Origin of the sequence: Paraburkholderia sp. GAS448 (genome assembly GCF_050435685.1) — a bacterium.
Lineage (GTDB): Bacteria > Pseudomonadota > Gammaproteobacteria > Burkholderiales > Burkholderiaceae > Paraburkholderia.
The window spans coordinates 219,102-236,277 of record NZ_JBNDKT010000003.1 but is presented as its reverse complement, the minus strand read 5'-3'; the positions used below and the strand labels follow the sequence as shown (position 1 = coordinate 236,277).

The window sequence follows — 17,176 nt, the reverse complement described above, 5'->3', positions numbered from 1 at the left end:
ATTTTCCTTTAGATTGACTGACGAACGACACCTGTCGGGCAGCGTGCACGTCGAGGCATCGTAACGCCACTTCGATTGGACCGCGCAGCGGGGACGCAGGTTCGTTCGCTCCCGCTACATGCGCAATCGCGACGCCTTCACGCCCCGGTTCACGAGCGCTCTGACAGGATTACTCGCCGGCGTGCGCGCCGAACCAGGCCGCCGCTGACAGGCCAAGCTCCGCGAGCACTTCGGGCGTAAATACCGCGAATTCGGGCAAGGCTTCATTGCGGGCGACCGCCGCCGCGTCCTCGCCCTGCTCGGCCGCTTCGGTCAGGCGTAACAACGCGCCAAGCGGACCGGTTCGGTTGACGATCGCATCGCGGATCGGCGGCGACAGGCCCAGACGGTCGAGCGTCGCTTCCGGTGTCGCGCCGACCACCACATGCACCAGCGAAAAGATCCCGGTCATGAAGGCGGCCTCGGCAAAACTCTCCTCCGAAGGTCGCAGCCAGCTCGCCGCCAGCTCCATGAAACGCGAGCGCGTCCCGGCGAGTTGCACCAGCGGATCGGAGCGCCATGGCAGGTCGCGGCCATCGGCGTACAGCAGCAGTTGCGCCCAGCGCGCGATCTGCCGCGTGCCGGTTGCGATGATCGCTTCGCGCAGCGACGAGATGTTGCGCCCAAGCCCGAACGCGCTCGAATTCACGAGTCGCAGCAGTTGCACGACCACGTTCGGATTCAGCTTCAACTCGGCTTCGAGCTCCGCCATGCCGGCATCGCGCGCGAGCAGCGCGAGGAGCCGCAACAGCGCAGGGCGCGTCGAGCGTGTGACCGGCGCGCTCAATACCTGAGGGCGTGCGAAGAAGTAACCCTGGAACAGATCGAAGCCCAGCTCGCGGGCAAAAGCGAAGTCTTCCTGCGTCTCCACCTTCTCGGCCAATAACGTCCTGCCATGGCGGCGCACCGTCGCGGCCAGCGCCGGCAGCGCCGCGCGGTTGGTCGCGAGGAAGTCGACCTTGACGATGTCCACGTGCGGCAGCAGGGCGACGAGACCGCCCGTCAGTTCGACCACGTCGTCGAGCGCAATCTGAAAGCCCGCGCGGCGCAGTTGCCCGATGCGTTGGAGCAGGTGTGCGTCGAAGGTGACCGTTTCGAGAATCTCGAGCACGAAGTGCTCGGGCGACATCAGATGGACGATGTCGTCGAACAGCAGCTCGCGGCTGATGTTCACATAGCCGCGCTGATGGCCCAGCACGGCGGCCACTCCAAGCCCGCCTATCGTACGGGAGACGACCTGCGCGGTGGCTTGGGCGTCGTCGTTGACCTCGGCGTAGTTGTGCGCACCGGCGCGGAACAGCAGTTCGTAGGCCGCGAGCGCGCCGCTCCGGTCGAGGATCGGCTGTCGGCCGAGATAGACGAACTGGCCGGCCGCGACGGCAGGCTCTCCGGGCAGCTCTTCGCCTGCGCCGGCGCGCGTGGACCCGGCATCGAACGGATCAGACATGTCTCTTGGCAGCTTGCATTCGGGTGGACCGCGGGGCGCGCGAGCTGACTGCACCAATCGGCCCGCGCGTCTGTTGGACTGTGCCGCATCGACGACAATCCGCGCCACTTTAACCGAAACCGCGGGCCGCTGCAGTGGCGACTGGAAGCGGTTTCACTTACCGTTGCTTTTTTACCGGATCGGCTAAAGATTTCCGCCCCGGGGTCGATATCTCGTTCTGATGGACGGTCTCGTGTCCTGAGACCGGTCTGCCGGAAACGGCGGAACCGGCCTTCCGCCTGCAAGTGAGAATACGGGTTGCCAGCGACAAACATGGAAGCGAATAGCGTCACCGCGCCCCGCCGGGGCCCTCTGCGCACGGTCATCGACCGCCTGCGTGCGCTCGGCCGGCGCACCGACGGCGAGGCCCCGCCGCGCGAGGACCACCCACGCCTCGAGCACACGGTCAGCGCCGTCGACTTCCTCGCTCATGTGGACCGGGACCTCAAGTTCCTCTATGTGTCGGACGCAAGCCTGCGCTTCATCGGCTACCACCGCGAGTACCTGCAGACCATCACGCTGCACGATCTGGTCGCCCCCGGCGATGTCGCGAAGCTCGACGCCGTGCTCGCCCATGCCGCCGCCAGCGCGGCCGTCGAAAAGATCACGCTCGAACTCGTCAAATCGCTGACCTACCCGGTCGCGGTCGAACTGCGCGTGGTGCGCAACAGTCACGACGGTACCGATGGCTTTGCGATCGCGGGCTTCGATGTGTCGGCGTGGCGCGCGACCGAAGACCGTCTCAAGCATGCGCTGCATCACGACCGCCTGACCGGCCTGTGGAACCAGGCTGCGCTCGTGCCCGCGCTGCTCAACGCGCAACAGCAAGCCGATATGCACGGCTCGACCGCCGCACTGCTGCTGCTCGATATCGACGATTATCAGCGCGTGAACCGCGCGCTCGGCTACGACGCCGGCGACGAGATGTTGCGCGACACGGCGCGGCGGCTGCAGAACATGGTGAACCAGGGCGAGACCATCGCGCGCGTCGCGAGCGATGAGTTCGCGGTCCTGCTGCCCCTGATCTCGACGCATCCGAATGCATCGTTTGCCGCCGAGGCGCTGGCCCGGCGTCTCCTGACGGCCATCCAGCAACCGTATTCGTTCAACGGCCAGCAGGTTCACCTGTCGGCGAGCATCGGCATCGCACTGTATCCCGATGCGCGCCATATGAAGGACGCAACGCCTGGCGGCAGCCATCTGATGCGCTGGGCCGACCATGCATTGCTGCAGGCCAAGTCCGGCGGCGGCAACACCCTCGCCTTCTACGTCCCGGACGACAATCCCGCCGACGCCGAGCGCCTCAAGCTCGAGGCGGATCTCTACGACGGCGTGCGCAACGGCGAATTCTCGCTGCACTTCCAGCCCATCACGAGCAGCCATACGCATGGCGTCGTGGGCGTCGAGGCGCTGATCCGCTGGCTGCATCCAGTGCATGGGCTCGTGCCGCCGTCGATGTTCATCCCGCTCGCGGAATCGGTCGGCCTCATCAACTATCTGGGCAACTGGGTGCTGAAGATTGCCTGCATGCAACTGATTCAGTGGGACGACCAGGGTATCAGGCTGCAATACGTGGCGGTCAACGTATCGCCGCAGCAGTTCCGCGACCCGCGCTTCACGGACAGCGTGCGCGAAGCGATCGCCCTGACCGGCATCGACCCGCGCCGCCTCGTGTTCGAGATCACCGAAAGCCTGCTGATGCACGACCCGGTCCACGCCAAGGCGCTGCTCGAGGAACTGACTGCGATCGGCATCCGTTTCGCCGTCGACGATTTTGGCACGGGATACTCGAGTCTCGCGTATCTGCAGCGTTTTCCACTCGCGAAGCTGAAGATTGACCGCAGTTTCGTCGAGAATCTGCTAACCTCGCGAAACGATCAGGCGATCGTCAGCGCGGTCGTGGGCCTCGCGCAAACGCTCGACCTCGAACTGGTTGCCGAAGGCGTAGAGACCGAAGCGCAGCGCGCATTGTTGACCGAGATGGGATGCGATCACATACAGGGCTGGCTCGTCTGCAAGGCGCTGCCATCGGAAGAACTGGCGCAGCGCTTCGAGGCACGCACGCTCCACCTGCACGGCGCGCCGTCCTGATGCGGACGGCGCGCATCCGCATCGAGCACCGGTCACGCGCCGGTATGCCAATCACTGGAACACGTATGGCTTTCGCGGGAATCACATGGTAAAGGCTGCGCTACTCGACAGATTGTGGTCGCGGATGAGCGAGCGCGGCGACTTCCCCATGCTGTCGCAGTCCCTGCGCACAACCATGGCGGCGATGACCAACGACGACCTCGACTTCTCGGCGCTCGTGCAGGTCGTGCTGTCGGACTTCGCCTTGACGCAAAAGGTGTTGCGGCTCGCCAACTCGGCGATGTACATGGCCTTCGGCGGCAACATCACCACCGTTACGCGGGCGCTGATGGTACTTGGCATGGACGCCGTCGGCCATCTCGTCGTCGGGCTCAAGCTCGTCGATCACTTTCATCACAGCGTGCCGCGGCGCATCGACGCCAAGCTGGAACTGAACCGCACGATGCTCTCGGGCTGCGTCGCGCGCAAGCTCACCGAGCGCGGCGACCTGCGCGCCGGGGAAGAAGCCGTCGTCTGCACGTTGATGCGTCAGGTCGGCAAGCTGCTCGTCGTGTTCTATCTCGATACCGAATGGGACAAGATCCGCCGCCACGTCGACGCCGGCATGGAAGAAACCGAAGCGTGCAATGCCGAACTCGGCGTGACGTTCGACGAAATCGGCCTTGAAGCCGCGACACGCTGGCGTCTGCCGGAGATGATCCGCGCCGGCATGAGCCAGTTCAATCCGCAGGATGAGGCGCCGCGCCAGGTGCAGTGGCTGCGCGCGATCACGAACTATTCGACCGAGGTCTCGCACGTCCTCACGACGCCGAATCTTCCCGACGCGGTACGCGAAGCGCGCATCGGAGAACTCGCGCAGCGTTACGGCCGTACGCTCGGAACCGATCCGGACGTACTCGTGGAGATGAGCGTTGCGCTGGCCCGCGAAGAGGCCGGCGATGGCGTCATGCGCGAGATCAGCGAACTGCGCGCCAACGCCGACGCGATTGCGCGCGAGGCACTCGATCCGGAGGCGCGCATTGGTGCGGGTGTCGAAGACCTGCGCGCGCTGCCGTCGGACAACGCACTTGCGCCGGCGCTCGCGCTTGCATCGGAAACGGTGCTGGCCGGCCTCGGCTTTGCGCGCACGGTCGTCTTCGTCAGGCACGGTGCCGGTTCTTTCAAGGCGCGGCTCGGCTTCGGACCGAAGATGGAGGCGCTCCTGCCGACGCTGCAATTCAACGCAGCTTTCCAGCCGGACGTGTTTCATCTCGCGATTGCGAACTCGGTCGGCATCTTCATCGAGAACGCTCGCGACCCGAAGATGATGGCGCGCCTGCCGGAATGGTTCCGCCGCTCGTTCGGCGACACGCGTTCATTTGTTCTGTTGCCGGTCGCGCTGGAGAACCAGTCGACGGTTGCACTGATATACGGCGACTGGACGCATGAGCAGGAGCCGCGCAAGATTTCCCAAGGGGAGATGGGCGCGCTCAACGAGCTTGCGCGTGAACTCGGCAGGTTCTTCGCACACGCGCCCGCGCGGGAAATGGAACTGCTTTGAGCGTGTGATGGGACAGCCAACCTGAGCGCTCATCGTGCCTGTTGCGCCCAGCGCCCCGCCGGGGCGAGCGGTACGGCAACCTGCATGACGCGGCTTCTTGCCCGCCTTCGGTTCTTCAATCCTCGATCCGTTCAAGCCCCGCCGCTTCGGCGCTGCGATCCGCCACGCCGGCCCACGCAGCGGCCACCAGCCCGAGCCTTGCGATATCGGCAGCCGTCAGCGGCGCCAGCTGCAGGCATGCGGTATCGACATCCGTCCATGCTGCGCGCTCAAGCGCTTCTATCGATGACAGCAGCATGCCCAGCGCGCCCTCGCGCCGCAGGATCGCCGCGCGGATCGGCTTCGTCAGCATGAGCATGTCGAGCGTGTTTTCGAGCGAACCACCGAACACCGCATCGACGAATGAAAACACGCCGGTGAGGAAGGCCGCATCGGCCTCGTCCCGGCCCGCCTCGGGCAGACGCTCCACGGCCAGTTCCATGAAACGCGCACGGGTTGCGGCGAGCTGCAGGAGCGGATCGTCTTCCAGCGAGACCTTGCGGCCGTCCGCGTACAGCAGCAGTTGCGTCCAGCGCGCGATGCGGTTCGTACCGGTCGCGTTGATGGCTTCGCGCAACGTCGTGACCTTGTGACCGACGCCCAGGCCGCTCGAATTTGCGAGCCGCATCAGATGCATCACCAGCACCGGGTTCAGCTTCAATTCGGCTTCGAGCTGCGCGACCGTCGGATCGGAGGCGAGCAGTTGCAGCAGATTCAGCAACGCGTGACGCGGCGCGCTCGCGCGGCGCAGGTTCTGGGTCTGCGGACGGGCAAAGAAGTAGCCCTGAAAGCGATCGAAGCCGAGCTCGTGCGCGGCCTCGAAATCCGCCGGTGTGTCGATGCCCTTGCCGATCAGAATCTTGCCCGCCGCCTTCAATACTTTCGTCAGCTTCGGCAGCAGCGCGGGCTGCGTGCGCCGGAAGTCGATCTTTACGGCATCGGCATAGGGCAGCAGTTTGGCGAAGGTGTCGCCCGGCTGCGTCACATCGTCGAGAACGAAACGATAGCGACGCCCGTGCAGCGCGATGACGCGTGTGACGAGTTGATCGTCGGCTTCGAGGTAGGGAGGCAGTTCGAGCGTGAAGCGTTCGGCGGGCAAGAGGCGCAGCGTGTCGTCGAAGAGCATTTCACGGCTCGCATCGACATAGGCCATATGTCCGGCCAGCGCTCCGCTTACGTCGGGCTGCGCGATGGCCCAGATCACCGCCTTCGCGTCCGCTGCGCGCGCGGCTTCGGCCGCCTTCATCGCGGCGTCGGCGGTTTCGCTGTCGGTGAATGCGGCGGGATTCGGCGTCGGAATGGCAGTGTGCCGTGCTTTCAGCTCGAAGCCGCACAGCATGCCATCGCGATCCAGCAGCGGCTGACGCGCGACGTAGACGTCGTCCGGCGCATGGCCCGCCTGACCGGACGTACCGTCCGGATGTTGGTGATCTTCGACTGCGATCCTGGTCATACCCGTCCCCCGCGAAGCGTATCGACGCCTCGTTTGCCCTGCTCTTGTGGTGTTTTCGTTGTGCCTGAATCCGACCGGCCGGCGCTCTCGACGCGGGCCTCAGGCACTGGCAGATTCTAGCGCACGCAGAAGTCATCAGGCAGCCGCGCGCAAACGATTTCGAAAAAAAACCGGCCGCGCAGGCGGCCGGTTTTTCCAGTCGGAGCGCGGACCTCCGTAACGATGCCTGGCCGCGCGCGCCATCTGGTGCGTTACTTCAGCACCACTTTCACGTCGAAGTACTTCGCAGCAAAACGGTCGATCGTGCCATCGGACTTCAGGTCCTTCAGCGCCTGATTGAGCGCATCCTTCAACGCCTTGTCGCCCTTGCGGACACCGAAGCCGACGCCACCACCAAGCAGCTTCTCGTCGCTCACGGCCGGACCCGCGAATTCGAAGCCCGCGCCCTGCGGACGCTTCAGGAAGCCCTTCGAGGCAGCTTCCGCATCCTGAAACGATGCATCGAGACGGCCCGCCGCGAGATCGGCGTAGATCTGGTCCTGCGTCTGATACGGTACGACGTCGACGCCCGCAGGCGCCCAGCGCGCCTTCGCATACGTTTCCTGGATCGTGCCCTGCAGCACGCCGACGTGCCTGCCCTTCAGCGAGGCGGCTGTCGGCTGCAGTCCGCTGCCCTTCTTCGCGATCATCTGGTTCGGGATCGTGTAGATCGGATCCGTGAACTCGATCGCCTGACGACGCTGGTCGGTGATCGTCATGTCCGAGTTGATCGTGCTGAACTTGCGCGCTTCCAGTGCCGGGATCAGGCCGTCGAACGAATTCTCGACCCACACGCATTTCGCCTTCAGCTTCGCGCAAACGGCGTTGCCGATATCGATGTCGAACCCTTGCAGGTCGCCCGCCGGCGACTTCGATTCGAACGGTGCATACGACGCTTCAACGCCGAAGCGGATTTCCTTGATGTCGGCCGCCGACGCACTGCCTGCTGCCACCGTCGCGGACGCAAAAAGCGCGAGCGCGGCCATCTTTCGCCAATTCATGTTCATCCGGGGAGTCCTCGCTTTGCTGATGATGAGATAAAACCGGGCCGAATCGAGGCGCGCATGGTCGCAGCGCCAGAATTGCAACTTAAACCCTTGCGGCTGATGCGGTGCCCCTCAACAGCCGCGGAGGCGCGATTGTACAGGGCAGGCGCAGCACACATGCCGGAGCTGCCCCATGACGCGGCAGCGGCCCCAGCGACCACGCGGCCGTACGATGGGTCAGACGAGCGCGGCCAGCGTGCTGTCGGTGGTTTCGATGACGAGCAACCCGGCGCGCAGGCCGGGCTTCACCGCCGGATTCGGAAACACGATGCGCTCTTCGTCGTGGCGCACCGCGTAGCGATAATCGCCATCGCGGGCGAGCAGCGTGTCTTTTTCGAAGGGCGTGAAATTCGGCACATCCGAAGCGACGAGCAGTTCGAACGCGTCGCTCTGCTTCGTGATCTGGTCGATGACCGTGAACACGCGCGGCAGCGGCGCCGATTCATCGACCGGTTCGCCTGCGACCAGCCGGCGCAGCGCGTGATCGGCCCCCGCGAAACGCACGAGATCGTTCTCTCCGAACGGGCGTACCTTGCCGAGCTCGAGCGTGCAGGCCAGTGCGCCGCACGTATCGGCGGTGAAATGCGAATACGTGTTGCCCTTCGTCGTATGCAGCAGCACAGCGGCAATGCGTGCATCGCGCAGCCATTCGAACATCGCACGCGATAGCGGCGCGCCGGTGTGCGGCAACAACGCGAACTGCTCGAACACCGAGGCACGGATCGCCGTGTGCATATCGACATGCCAGCGTGCTTCGGGCGCAGCGGATGCGGCATCGAAGAAACGCTTTGCGGCGCGCTCGAGTGCGGCCGCGCGCGGGGCTTCGCGGCTCTCTGCGACCTGTGCATGACGGCCGCTGAAGAGGCGGTTCAGGTCGTCGTCGCGATAACGGCACGCTTCGCGCATCGCATCGACGTTGCCGAGAATCACGAGCAGCCGGCACGCGAGCGGCATGCGCCCCGTTGCAATATCGCGCACCATCAGCGACAGCAATTCGATCGGCGCGGTTTCGTCGCCGTGAATGCCCGCCGACGCGAGCACGCTACGCGTCCCGTTCGTGAGCACCGCGGGTTCGAGCTGCAGCACGCCATCGCCCTGCCACGTAAAGCGTGTGCCGTTCGCGCACGCCCCCACGGCCTCTTCCGGCGACGGACGCTTGCCGCCCAGCGTGTACGCCAGAAAATCGTCGAGCAGCGCGTGCGCGCCGCGATCAGCGCTGGAAGTCATAGAGCGAGCCAAGGCCAAGAATCTGCGTCAGTTCGTCGAGCGCGGTGCGCGACTCGGCGAGCAGTTGCGGATCGGTGAGATCGGCCGGCGCGAGGCGATCGCGATAATGCTTTTCGATCCACGCATCGAGGCGCCCGAAGAGGTTATCGTTGATCCACACGCCCGGCGCCACCGCGGCGCGCTCTGCGTCGTTCAGCACGACACGCAGCCGCAGGCAGGCCGGGCCGCCGCCGTTCTTCATGCTTTCACGCAGATCGAACACCAGCACGTCGTCGATTGGACCATGCTGCGTCGAGAGGCTGTCGAGATATGCGGCAACCCGCGCGTTCTCGCGGCACTCCTGCGGCACCACCAGCACCTGGCGGCCATCCGGGCGCGTCAGCAACTGGCTGTTGAACAGATAGGACGTCACGGCATCCGCGACGCTCACCTGGGCGTCCGGCACTTCGATCACATTGAACGACGCGTTGAGCCTGTCGAGCTTGGTGCGCAGTTCGTCGTACACCGCGGACTGGTCGACAAACGCCGTCTCATGACAGAACAGCGTGTTGCGGTTGCCGACGGCAATCACATCGTTATGGAACACACCGGCATCGATCACGTCAGGCGCCTGCTGCGCGTAGACCGTTCCGCCTTCGACCAGACCGTGACGATGCGCGACCGCGCGGCTCGCCTCGAACGTCTGGCGCGCCGGATATCGCTTCGGCTCCGGCCCGCGACGATACTCGCTGCGCCCGTAGACGAAGAACTCGACGCCGCGCACACCGTACTCCGCGCAAAAGCGCGTGTGATTCGCCGCGCCTTCGTCGCCGAGCGCCGGCGTGCCGGGCAGCGCCTCATGCACCGCGAAGCGTGCGTTGTCCGCGAAGATTGCCTGCAGCGTGCGGCGCGTCGATTCGTGTTCGATCGCGCGATGCAGCTTGCTGCACAGGTTCGCCGGCGTGAAATGCACGCGGCCATCGTGCGTGTCCGCCGACGGGCTCACGGTCGCCGCGTTCGCCGTCCACATCGCCGAGGCGGAACTCGCGGCGGCGAGCAGCTCGGGCGCGTCCTTCGCCACGCGTGCGATCACGGTGGCGTCATCGCCGGAAAAGCCGAGTTCACGCAAGAGGCGCATTGACGGCCGCTCCTGCGGCGGCAACACGCCTTGATCAAAGCCGAGGTCGGCAAGCTGTTTCATCTTGCGCAGACCCTGCTTCGCCGCGGCCTTCGGGTTCGCGACGGACTTCTCGTTGTTCTGCGATGCGACGTTGCCGAACGACAGCCCCGCATAGTTGTGAGTCGGGCCGACGAGTCCGTCGAAATTGGCTTCAGTGGCTTGCATCGTCGATCCTCAGAATTGGAGGCCCGGCGAAACGCTCGCGGGCATCTGCAGTTGTGCGCTTTCGACGGATGCCATCGGATACGCGCAGTAATCGGCCGCGTAGTACGCGCTTGGCCGGTTGTTGCCCGAGCGGCCCGAGCCGCCGAATGGCGCCCCCGACGAGGCCCCGTTGGTCGGCCGGTTCCAGTTGACGATGCCCGCGCGAATGCGGCGCTGGAACTGCGTCCACAGCGACTCGTCGTCGGCCAGCAGACCGGCGGACAGGCCGAACTCGGTGTCGTTCGCACCGTCGATTGCGGCGTCGAAGGACGTGTAGCGGATGATCTGCGCAAGCGGGCCGAAGTGCTCTTCGTCGGGTAGGTCCTGCACGCCGGTCACATCGAGAATCGCGGGCGTCACGAAGCCGAGTTGCGGATCGCGCTGTTCCATCGTCAGCAGCGATTTCGCGCCGTCCGCCAGCAGCCGGTCCTGCGCCGCGACAAGACGCGAGGCGGCGCGCGCCGAGATCACCGCGCCCATGAACGGCTGCGGATCGGCGTTGTATTCACCCACGGCGATGCGCGAAGTCACATCGACGAGACGCTCGAGATAGCGGTCGCCAAAGGCATCGTTCGGCACGAAGATGCGGCGCGCGCAGGTGCAGCGCTGCCCTGCCGACAGAAACGCCGACTGGATCGTGTGATGCACGGCGGCGTCGAGATCGGCGACCGGCGCGACGACGAGCGGGTTGTTGCCGCCCATTTCGAGCGCGAGCACGATCTCCGGACGGCCGCCGAACTGCTTGTGCAGCAGCGTGCCCGTGTCCGAGCTGCCCGTGAAGAAGAGGCCGTCGATCTGACGATGATTCGCCAGCGCCACGCCCGTGTCCTTCTCGCCCTGCACGAGGTTCAGCACGCCGGCCGGCAGACCGGCCTCACGCCACACCTCGACCGTCGCACGCGCGACGCGCGGCGCCAGTTCGGACGGCTTGAACACGACTGTATTGCCGGCGATCAGCGCCGGCACGATGTGCCCGTTCGGCAAATGGCCCGGGAAGTTATACGGCCCGAATACCGCGACCACGCCATGCGGACGATGCCGCAGCACCGCGACGCCATCGGCCATCGGCGTGCGTTTTTCGCCGGTGCGCTCGTGGTAGGCCTGAATCGAGATCTCGACCTTCGCGGCCATCGACGCCACTTCAGTGCGCGCTTCCCACAACGGCTTGCCTGTTTCGCGACCGATCGCCTCGGCGATCGCTTCCTTGCGTTCGGTCAGAAGCGTAGCGAAGCGGCGCACGATCGCGATACGTGCGTCGAAATCCAGCGCGGACCACGCTGCAAAAGCGCGGCGCGCGCTGCGCACTGCACGGTCAACGTCTTCTGCCGAAGCGCTGTTGCCTTCCCACACTTTTGCGTTGGTGCCCGGGTTGCGCGACGCGAACACGTGGCCGGTGCCGGCGGCCCATTCGCCGTCGATAAAAAGCTCAGTCATGATCATCCCTGTTTTGGTTTCTGCGGCAGTACACGCACCGGATCGCCAGCGCGCACGTCGAGCGCAGCGGCATCTTCGGCGGACAGACGGAACACGCCCTCCTCCGGCACGCCGGGCGCCATGCCGACGCGGAAGTCGGTCAGCGACGTATTCGATACGAGCGAACGCGGAGCACCGTCCTGCACCCGCGGCTCGCCAATCTCGACCGGCACGACGACACTCTCGCGCACCGTGCGCAGATCGGCGATATGACATTCGAGCACCGGACCGGCGTCGAAAATATCGACGTGGTTTTCGTAGCGCAGCCCTTCAGCTTCGAGCATCCGGCGGGCGGGCAGCGTGTCACTGTGCGTGAGGCCGACGGCGGCCTGCGCCTCTTCCGGCAGCAGATCGACGTACACCGGATAGCGCGGCATCAGTTCGGCGAGGAACGCCTTGCGTCCGTGCGAGCTGAGATAGTCCGCGGCGTTGAAATCGATCTGATAGAAGTGCGAGCCCACCGCGCGCCAGAACGGCGAGGTGCCGTCCGCGTCGAAGTGCCCGCGTAGTTCGGCGCAGATGCGCTGCGGAAAACGCTCGCGGAACTGCGCGATAAACATGAAGCGCGAGCGCGACAGCAAACCGCCGACACCGCTCGTCCGGTAACGCGGGCTCAGAAACAGCGAGCACACTTCGGCGTAGCCCGTCAGATCATGCGAGATGTTGAGCGCGCGCATGCGCGTCCAGATGCCGAGGTCCTGGCTCGCGTGCACGACCGTACTCACGCGATAGTTGTAGAACGGCTGTTCGAGACCGACTGCGGTTTCGATCCCGCACACGCCTGCCACGTCGCCCGTCTGCGCATCTTCCATGACGAAGAAATAGCCTTCTTCGTGCGGCGCGGCCTTGCCTTCCATCGTCCGGCGCGTGCGTTCGACGCGCGCTGCCAGCGCATCGCGATCCGGCTTGAAGGTGGTAAGACCGGGACCGGTCTCTTGAGCGAGCGCGACGAGCGCGTCCACATCGCCCGTCTGCACGACGCGAACGACGATCATTGTGCTTCTCCCGAGTGTTCATTCTGCGTCTGCTGATGCAGCGGCACACAGCGCACCGTGTCGCCGTCCTGCACGCCAAGCGCTTCGCGTGCGGCTGTCGCCAGCGTGGCGCCGCGCGCCTTGTCCGTTGGCAGATCCGCCAGCACGCAGCGGAAATCGCCCGCGCGATTGCTGGCGACGAGATACGTCGGTCCCTGGAGAGCGGCACCCGCTTCGCGGACCATGCGGTTTTCATTGCGCGCCACGCACGCCGCGCGATCGACCTGCGCCGTCACCACCGGACCGGCATCGAAGATATCGACGTAGCGGTCCGTCTCGAAGCCCTCTTCCTGGTGGATGTCGTAGGCGAGCAGCGCCTTCTCGTCCGGCTCGCCCAGCACACGCTGCGCCGCTTCAGGCAAGAGCGGCACGTAGATCGGATAGCTCGGCATGACTTCAGCGATGAAGGTGCGGCTGCGGCCGCCCGACTCCACTTCGATATCGGCGAAATTGCGGCCGAAGAACTTGCGCCCCACCGCTTCCCAGAAGGGCGACACGCCCGCATCGTCGGTCACGCCGAGCAGCAGCGAAAACACTTCCGGCGTGAAGCGCTTGCGGTTCGCGGCGATGTACATCATCCGCGCGCGCGACATCAGATGCGCCGCCGCATCGCCACGCAACGAGGGATCGATATAGAAGCCCGCGAGCCGGCTCTTGCCGGTCAGTTCATGCGACATGGTCAGCGCGTGAATCTTGCGGTTCACGTGCAGCTCACGCGACGCGTGGATCAGCGCGTCGTTGCGAAACGCGTAAAACGGTTCGGAGTAGCCGGCCGCCGCGACGATGCTGGCCGTGCCCAGCAGCTTGCCCGTTGCGGCGTCTTCGAGCACGAACAGGTAGAACTCCTCGCCCGGAAAGTCGACTTCCGCGAGAAACGAGTCTTCCGACAGCGCGACGCGCGCCTCGAGCGCCCGCCGGTCGTGCGGCAGCGAGTGCAGCACGGGTTGGGCGGTGCGCGCCATGTGTTCGAGCGCATCGAGATCGGCGAGGCGGCCAGGGCGTACGAAGAGCATCATCGTTCCAGTGGTTGAATGTGATGCAGGTGGATCAGCGTGCCGCTGCTTCAGCGGTCGCGCCGACGACAGCCTCGATTGCCGTTTCGAGGCGCGCAAGACCTTCGTTGAGATCGTCGATCGGCATGATCAGCGACGGTGCAAAACGCAGCACGTCAGGCCCCGCCATCAGCATCATCGCGCCGTGATTCGCGGCAGCGGTGACGAAGTCTTTCGCGCGGCCCTTGAACGCGTCGGTCAGTTCGGCGCCGATCAGGAGACCCTTGCCGCGCACTTCCTTGAAGATGCCGAAACGTTCGTTGATCTTTGCGAGCTTCGCCTTCAGGAGTTCGCTGCGCGAGCGCACGCCTTCGAGCACGGCCGGATCGCTGATCAGTTCAACGACCTTTTCCGCAATCGCCGAAGCCAGCGGATTGCCGCCGTACGTCGTGCCATGCACGCCAACCTTGAAATGCGCGGCCAGTTCGGTCGTCGTCAGCATCGCGCCGATCGGGAAGCCGTTGCCGAGCGCCTTCGCGGTGGTCAGGATGTCGGGCGTCACGTCCGTGTCCTGGTACGCGTAGAAATAGCCGCTGCGGCCTACACCCGTTTGTACCTCGTCAAAAATCAGCAGCGCGCCGTGCCTGTCGCAGGCCTCGCGCAGTGCGCGCAGGAAAGCCGGATCGGCCGGAATGACGCCGCCTTCGCCCTGGATCGGCTCGACGATCACCGCGCAGGTCTTCGCACCGATGGTCTTCAGCGCGGCTTCCGTGTCGTTGTACGGCAGATGGATGATGCCTTCCGGCACCGGGCCGAAGCCTTCCGAATACTTCGGCTGGCCGCCGACGCTCACCGTGAAGAAGGTCCGGCCGTGGAACGACTGCGTGAACGAGACGATTTCATACTTGTCGGCGCCGAAACGTTCGAACGCGACGCGGCGCGCCAGCTTCAGGGCGGCTTCGTTCGCTTCCGCGCCCGAGTTGGCGAAGAATGCACGGTCGGCGAACGTCAGGTCTTCGAGGCGCTTTGCAAGGCGCAGCACCGGTTCGTTCGTGTAACCGTTACCGATGTGCCACAGCTTGCTGCCCTGCTCCTGCAGCACCTTCAGCAGTTCCGGGTGCGAGTGGCCGAGCGCCGTGACGGCGATGCCGCCGGCGAAGTCGATGTAGTCGCGGCCTTGCGTATCCCAGACACGCGAGCCCTCGCCGCGCACCGGCACGAAAGCGGCTGGCGAGAACACCGGCACCATCACTTCGTCGAAGGTCTGGCGCGTCACAGTCAGGTCGTTCATGGCAAATCCTCGTTTCAGTAATGTCACTAGTGTAGGAAACCGCGCGCGAACCGTCTTGCTTATACGCGACGCGTTCTATCGGGGTTGGTGTTCTGCGGCCGCATTCGCGGCTTTAGTCCGTATCGGGCGGCTCGATCAGCGCGGCCGGGCGCGGCACACTCGCGCTCGCGCGGCCGTCCGGCCCGCCGCCATGCTGCTTTTCGATGTAATTGCGACGATCCTCGCGCGGTGTGACGCCAAAATGTTCGCGATACGCATTCGAAAAGTGCGCAGCCGACGAAAACCCGCATGCAAGGCTGATCTGCACCACCGATTTGCTGGTGCGCTGGAGTTGCGTACGTGCTTTCGAAAGGCGCAGCCCCAGGTAGTAGCGCGACGGCATCGCTGCCAGATACTGGCGAAACAGCCGCTCCAGCTGGCGCCGCGAGACACCGACGAGACCCGCGATTTCATCGGTGGTCAGCGGATCTTCGATATTGGCTTCCATCAGCAGAAGCGCGTCGTTCAGGCGCGGATGGCGCTCGCCGGGCGCCGTCACGAACGGAATGCGCTGACGCTCCTCACCCGCGCGCAACACACCGACGCCGAGCGTGTCGGCGATCCGGTCCGCCAGTTCCGGGCCGTGTTCGCGGGCGATCATGGCCAGCATGAAGTCGACGGTGGCCTGGCCGCCGGCGCAGGTCGCACGGTCGCGATCGATTTCGAAGATCTGCTGCGTGACGATCGAGCGCTCGAACTGCTCGGAAAACTGCTGATAGGTTTCCCAGTTGACGCTCACCCGATAGCCGGACAACTGCCCGGCCATCGCGAGCCACCAGACGCCGTGATGGATGCCCGTGACGAGCGGCGTGCGCTGCCCGACGCGTGACAGGCTCGCAAGGAACAGCCGGTAGTCGGCGAACTGCTGGAAGCGCTCGCTGACGATGATCAGCCAGTCGGCGGAAATGGCGTCGCCGAACGCGGCATCGGCGGGCCACTGCGCGCCGCCTGAGAGTGGCACGGGACGCCCGTCCCACGAACAGACCTGCCAGCGGTACAGCGCGCGTCCGTCGATTTCGTTGGCGAGATGGAGTGCGTCGACGATCGGCCCGACGCCCGACATCGACACAGGCGGCAACGCGACGATCGCGACCTGGGTCGTGCGTGCCGGGCTGGACGTGCGGGCCATCTGATTCTGAAGCGCGGGTCGTCGAGGCGCTACTTGAGGCTGCCGGACAGGAACTGCTTGAGCCGTTCGCTGCGCGGCGAAGTGAGCACCTCGGAGGGCAACCCTTCTTCTTCGGTGCGCCCCTGGTGGAGGAACATCACGTGATTCGAGACGTTGCGCGCGAAACCCATTTCATGCGTGACGACGATCATCGTGCGGCCTTCTTCGGCGAGCTTCTGCATCACCTTCAGCACTTCGCCGACGAGTTCCGGATCGAGCGCCGAAGTCGGTTCGTCGAACAGCATGACGTCGGGATTCATCGCCAGCGCACGGGCAATCGCGACGCGCTGCTGCTGGCCGCCCGACAGATGCGACGGATACTGCTTCTCCAGACGCGGCGCGAGGCCGACCTTCTCCAGATACTGGCGGGCGCGCTCTTCGGCTTCGCGACGCGACAGACCGAGCACGTGAATCGGCGCCTCGACGACGTTCTCGAGCACGTTCATGTGCGACCACAGGTTGAAATGCTGGAACACCATCGCGAGCTTCGTGCGGATGCGCTGCAGCTGCTTGTGATCGGCCACTTCGAAATTGCCGTGGCGGTCGGTTTTGGTGCGCACCGTTTCGCCGTCGACGACGATCTGCCCGGCGTTCGGGCGCTCCAGAAAATTGATGCAGCGCAGGAACGTGCTCTTGCCCGAACCGCTCGCGCCGATGATGCTGATCACGTCGCCCTTGTTCGCGTTCATCGACACGCCCTTCAGCACTTCGTTGTCGCCATAGCGCTTGTGGATGTCCTGCACGGCGAGCTTGCAGGCTTCGGTTTGAGATGTATGGAGCAAGATGCTCTCCCAGTGTGAATGCAGGCCCGTCTTGCGACAGGGTGATACGTTCTGTTCAGCGCGTTACCGCGGCC

General features: G+C 65.1%; 13 protein-coding genes. 2 read left to right on the top strand and 11 right to left on the bottom strand.

Features of this window, described 5'->3' with window-relative positions:
* Window positions 1-169: 169 nt before the first annotated feature.
* Entirely contained in the window at window positions 170-1,486 is a 1,317-nt protein-coding gene (locus tag P3T23_RS07490) for an EAL and HDOD domain-containing protein (protein ID WP_429315547.1), read from the bottom strand.
* Window positions 1,487-1,798: 312 nt separating this feature from the next.
* Here P3T23_RS07490 and P3T23_RS07485 point away from each other — a divergent pair, with 312 nt between their 5' ends.
* Both P3T23_RS07485 and P3T23_RS07480 read left to right on the top strand, forming a co-directional pair.
* Window positions 1,799-3,616, top strand: a complete 1,818-nt coding sequence (locus P3T23_RS07485) for a putative bifunctional diguanylate cyclase/phosphodiesterase (protein WP_429315546.1) — start codon at window positions 1,799-1,801, stop codon at window positions 3,614-3,616.
* Between the two features lie 85 nt (window positions 3,617-3,701).
* Complete coding sequence (locus tag P3T23_RS07480; RefSeq protein ID WP_429315545.1) at window positions 3,702-5,156, top strand: HDOD domain-containing protein; 1,455 nt, start codon at window positions 3,702-3,704, stop codon at window positions 5,154-5,156.
* A gap of 115 nt (window positions 5,157-5,271) precedes the next feature.
* Here P3T23_RS07480 and P3T23_RS07475 read toward each other — a convergent pair whose 3' ends face one another.
* The 10 genes from P3T23_RS07475 to P3T23_RS07430 all read right to left on the bottom strand — a co-directional run bounded on the left by P3T23_RS07475 (window position 5,272) and on the right by P3T23_RS07430 (window position 17,102).
* Window positions 5,272-6,648, bottom strand: coding sequence for an EAL and HDOD domain-containing protein (locus P3T23_RS07475; protein WP_429315544.1), 1,377 nt, complete (start codon window positions 6,646-6,648; stop codon window positions 5,272-5,274).
* A 251-nt stretch (window positions 6,649-6,899) separates the two neighbouring features.
* Window positions 6,900-7,694 carry a lysine/arginine/ornithine ABC transporter substrate-binding protein gene (locus P3T23_RS07470; protein WP_429315543.1) on the bottom strand — a complete coding sequence of 265 codons (795 nt, stop codon included), beginning with the start codon at window positions 7,692-7,694 and terminating at the stop codon, window positions 6,900-6,902.
* Between the two features lie 216 nt (window positions 7,695-7,910).
* On the bottom strand, window positions 7,911-8,960 hold the full coding sequence (gene astE, locus P3T23_RS07465) for a succinylglutamate desuccinylase (RefSeq protein ID WP_429315542.1): 1,050 nt from the start codon (window positions 8,958-8,960) through the stop codon (window positions 7,911-7,913).
* Window positions 8,944-10,284 (bottom strand): N-succinylarginine dihydrolase, encoded by a 1,341-nt coding sequence (gene astB / locus P3T23_RS07460; protein ID WP_429315541.1) that lies wholly within the window; start codon window positions 10,282-10,284, stop codon window positions 8,944-8,946. The genes astE and astB overlap by 17 nt, the downstream gene beginning before the upstream one ends.
* Before the next feature lie 9 nt (window positions 10,285-10,293).
* The gene (gene astD, locus P3T23_RS07455; RefSeq protein ID WP_429315540.1) at window positions 10,294-11,757 is read right to left on the bottom strand and encodes a succinylglutamate-semialdehyde dehydrogenase; all 1,464 of its coding nucleotides are present in this window, start codon (window positions 11,755-11,757) and stop codon (window positions 10,294-10,296) included.
* 2 nt (window positions 11,758-11,759) lie between these two features.
* A complete protein-coding gene (gene astA, locus P3T23_RS07450; RefSeq protein ID WP_429315539.1) occupies window positions 11,760-12,791 on the bottom strand; it encodes an arginine N-succinyltransferase in 1,032 nt (343 codons plus the stop codon).
* Window positions 12,788-13,843 carry an arginine/ornithine succinyltransferase subunit alpha gene (gene aruF, locus P3T23_RS07445; protein ID WP_429315538.1) on the bottom strand — a complete coding sequence of 352 codons (1,056 nt, stop codon included), beginning with the start codon at window positions 13,841-13,843 and terminating at the stop codon, window positions 12,788-12,790. The genes astA and aruF overlap by 4 nt, the downstream gene beginning before the upstream one ends.
* Window positions 13,844-13,877: 34 nt before the next feature.
* Complete coding sequence (locus tag P3T23_RS07440; protein WP_429315537.1) at window positions 13,878-15,113, bottom strand: aspartate aminotransferase family protein; 1,236 nt, start codon at window positions 15,111-15,113, stop codon at window positions 13,878-13,880.
* 112 nt (window positions 15,114-15,225) lie between these two features.
* Window positions 15,226-16,281 carry a GlxA family transcriptional regulator gene (locus P3T23_RS07435; protein ID WP_429315536.1) on the bottom strand — a complete coding sequence of 352 codons (1,056 nt, stop codon included), beginning with the start codon at window positions 16,279-16,281 and terminating at the stop codon, window positions 15,226-15,228.
* 29 nt (window positions 16,282-16,310) lie between these two features.
* The gene (locus P3T23_RS07430; protein WP_429315535.1) at window positions 16,311-17,102 is read right to left on the bottom strand and encodes an ABC transporter ATP-binding protein; all 792 of its coding nucleotides are present in this window, start codon (window positions 17,100-17,102) and stop codon (window positions 16,311-16,313) included.
* Between the last annotated feature and the right edge of the window lie 74 nt (window positions 17,103-17,176).

Bases quoted from the DNA above. Each gene is read 5' to 3' on its own strand.
- P3T23_RS07470 (WP_429315543.1), bottom strand. From the start codon at position 7,694: ATGAACATGAATTGGCGAAAGATGGCCGCGCTCGCGCTTTTTGCGTCC.
- P3T23_RS07480 (WP_429315545.1), top strand. From the start codon at position 3,702: ATGGTAAAGGCTGCGCTACTCGACAGATTGTGGTCGCGGATGAGCGAG.
- astD (WP_429315540.1), bottom strand. From the start codon at position 11,757: ATGACTGAGCTTTTTATCGACGGCGAATGGGCCGCCGGCACCGGCCAC.
- astE (WP_429315542.1), bottom strand. From the start codon at position 8,960: ATGACTTCCAGCGCTGATCGCGGCGCGCACGCGCTGCTCGACGATTTT.
- P3T23_RS07435 (WP_429315536.1), bottom strand. From the start codon at position 16,281: ATGGCCCGCACGTCCAGCCCGGCACGCACGACCCAGGTCGCGATCGTC.
- P3T23_RS07490 (WP_429315547.1), bottom strand. From the start codon at position 1,486: ATGTCTGATCCGTTCGATGCCGGGTCCACGCGCGCCGGCGCAGGCGAA.
- P3T23_RS07485 (WP_429315546.1), top strand. From the start codon at position 1,799: ATGGAAGCGAATAGCGTCACCGCGCCCCGCCGGGGCCCTCTGCGCACG.
- astB (WP_429315541.1), bottom strand. From the start codon at position 10,284: ATGCAAGCCACTGAAGCCAATTTCGACGGACTCGTCGGCCCGACTCAC.
- aruF (WP_429315538.1), bottom strand. From the start codon at position 13,843: ATGCTCTTCGTACGCCCTGGCCGCCTCGCCGATCTCGATGCGCTCGAA.
- P3T23_RS07475 (WP_429315544.1), bottom strand. From the start codon at position 6,648: ATGACCAGGATCGCAGTCGAAGATCACCAACATCCGGACGGTACGTCC.
- P3T23_RS07440 (WP_429315537.1), bottom strand. From the start codon at position 15,113: ATGAACGACCTGACTGTGACGCGCCAGACCTTCGACGAAGTGATGGTG.
- astA (WP_429315539.1), bottom strand. From the start codon at position 12,791: ATGATCGTCGTTCGCGTCGTGCAGACGGGCGATGTGGACGCGCTCGTC.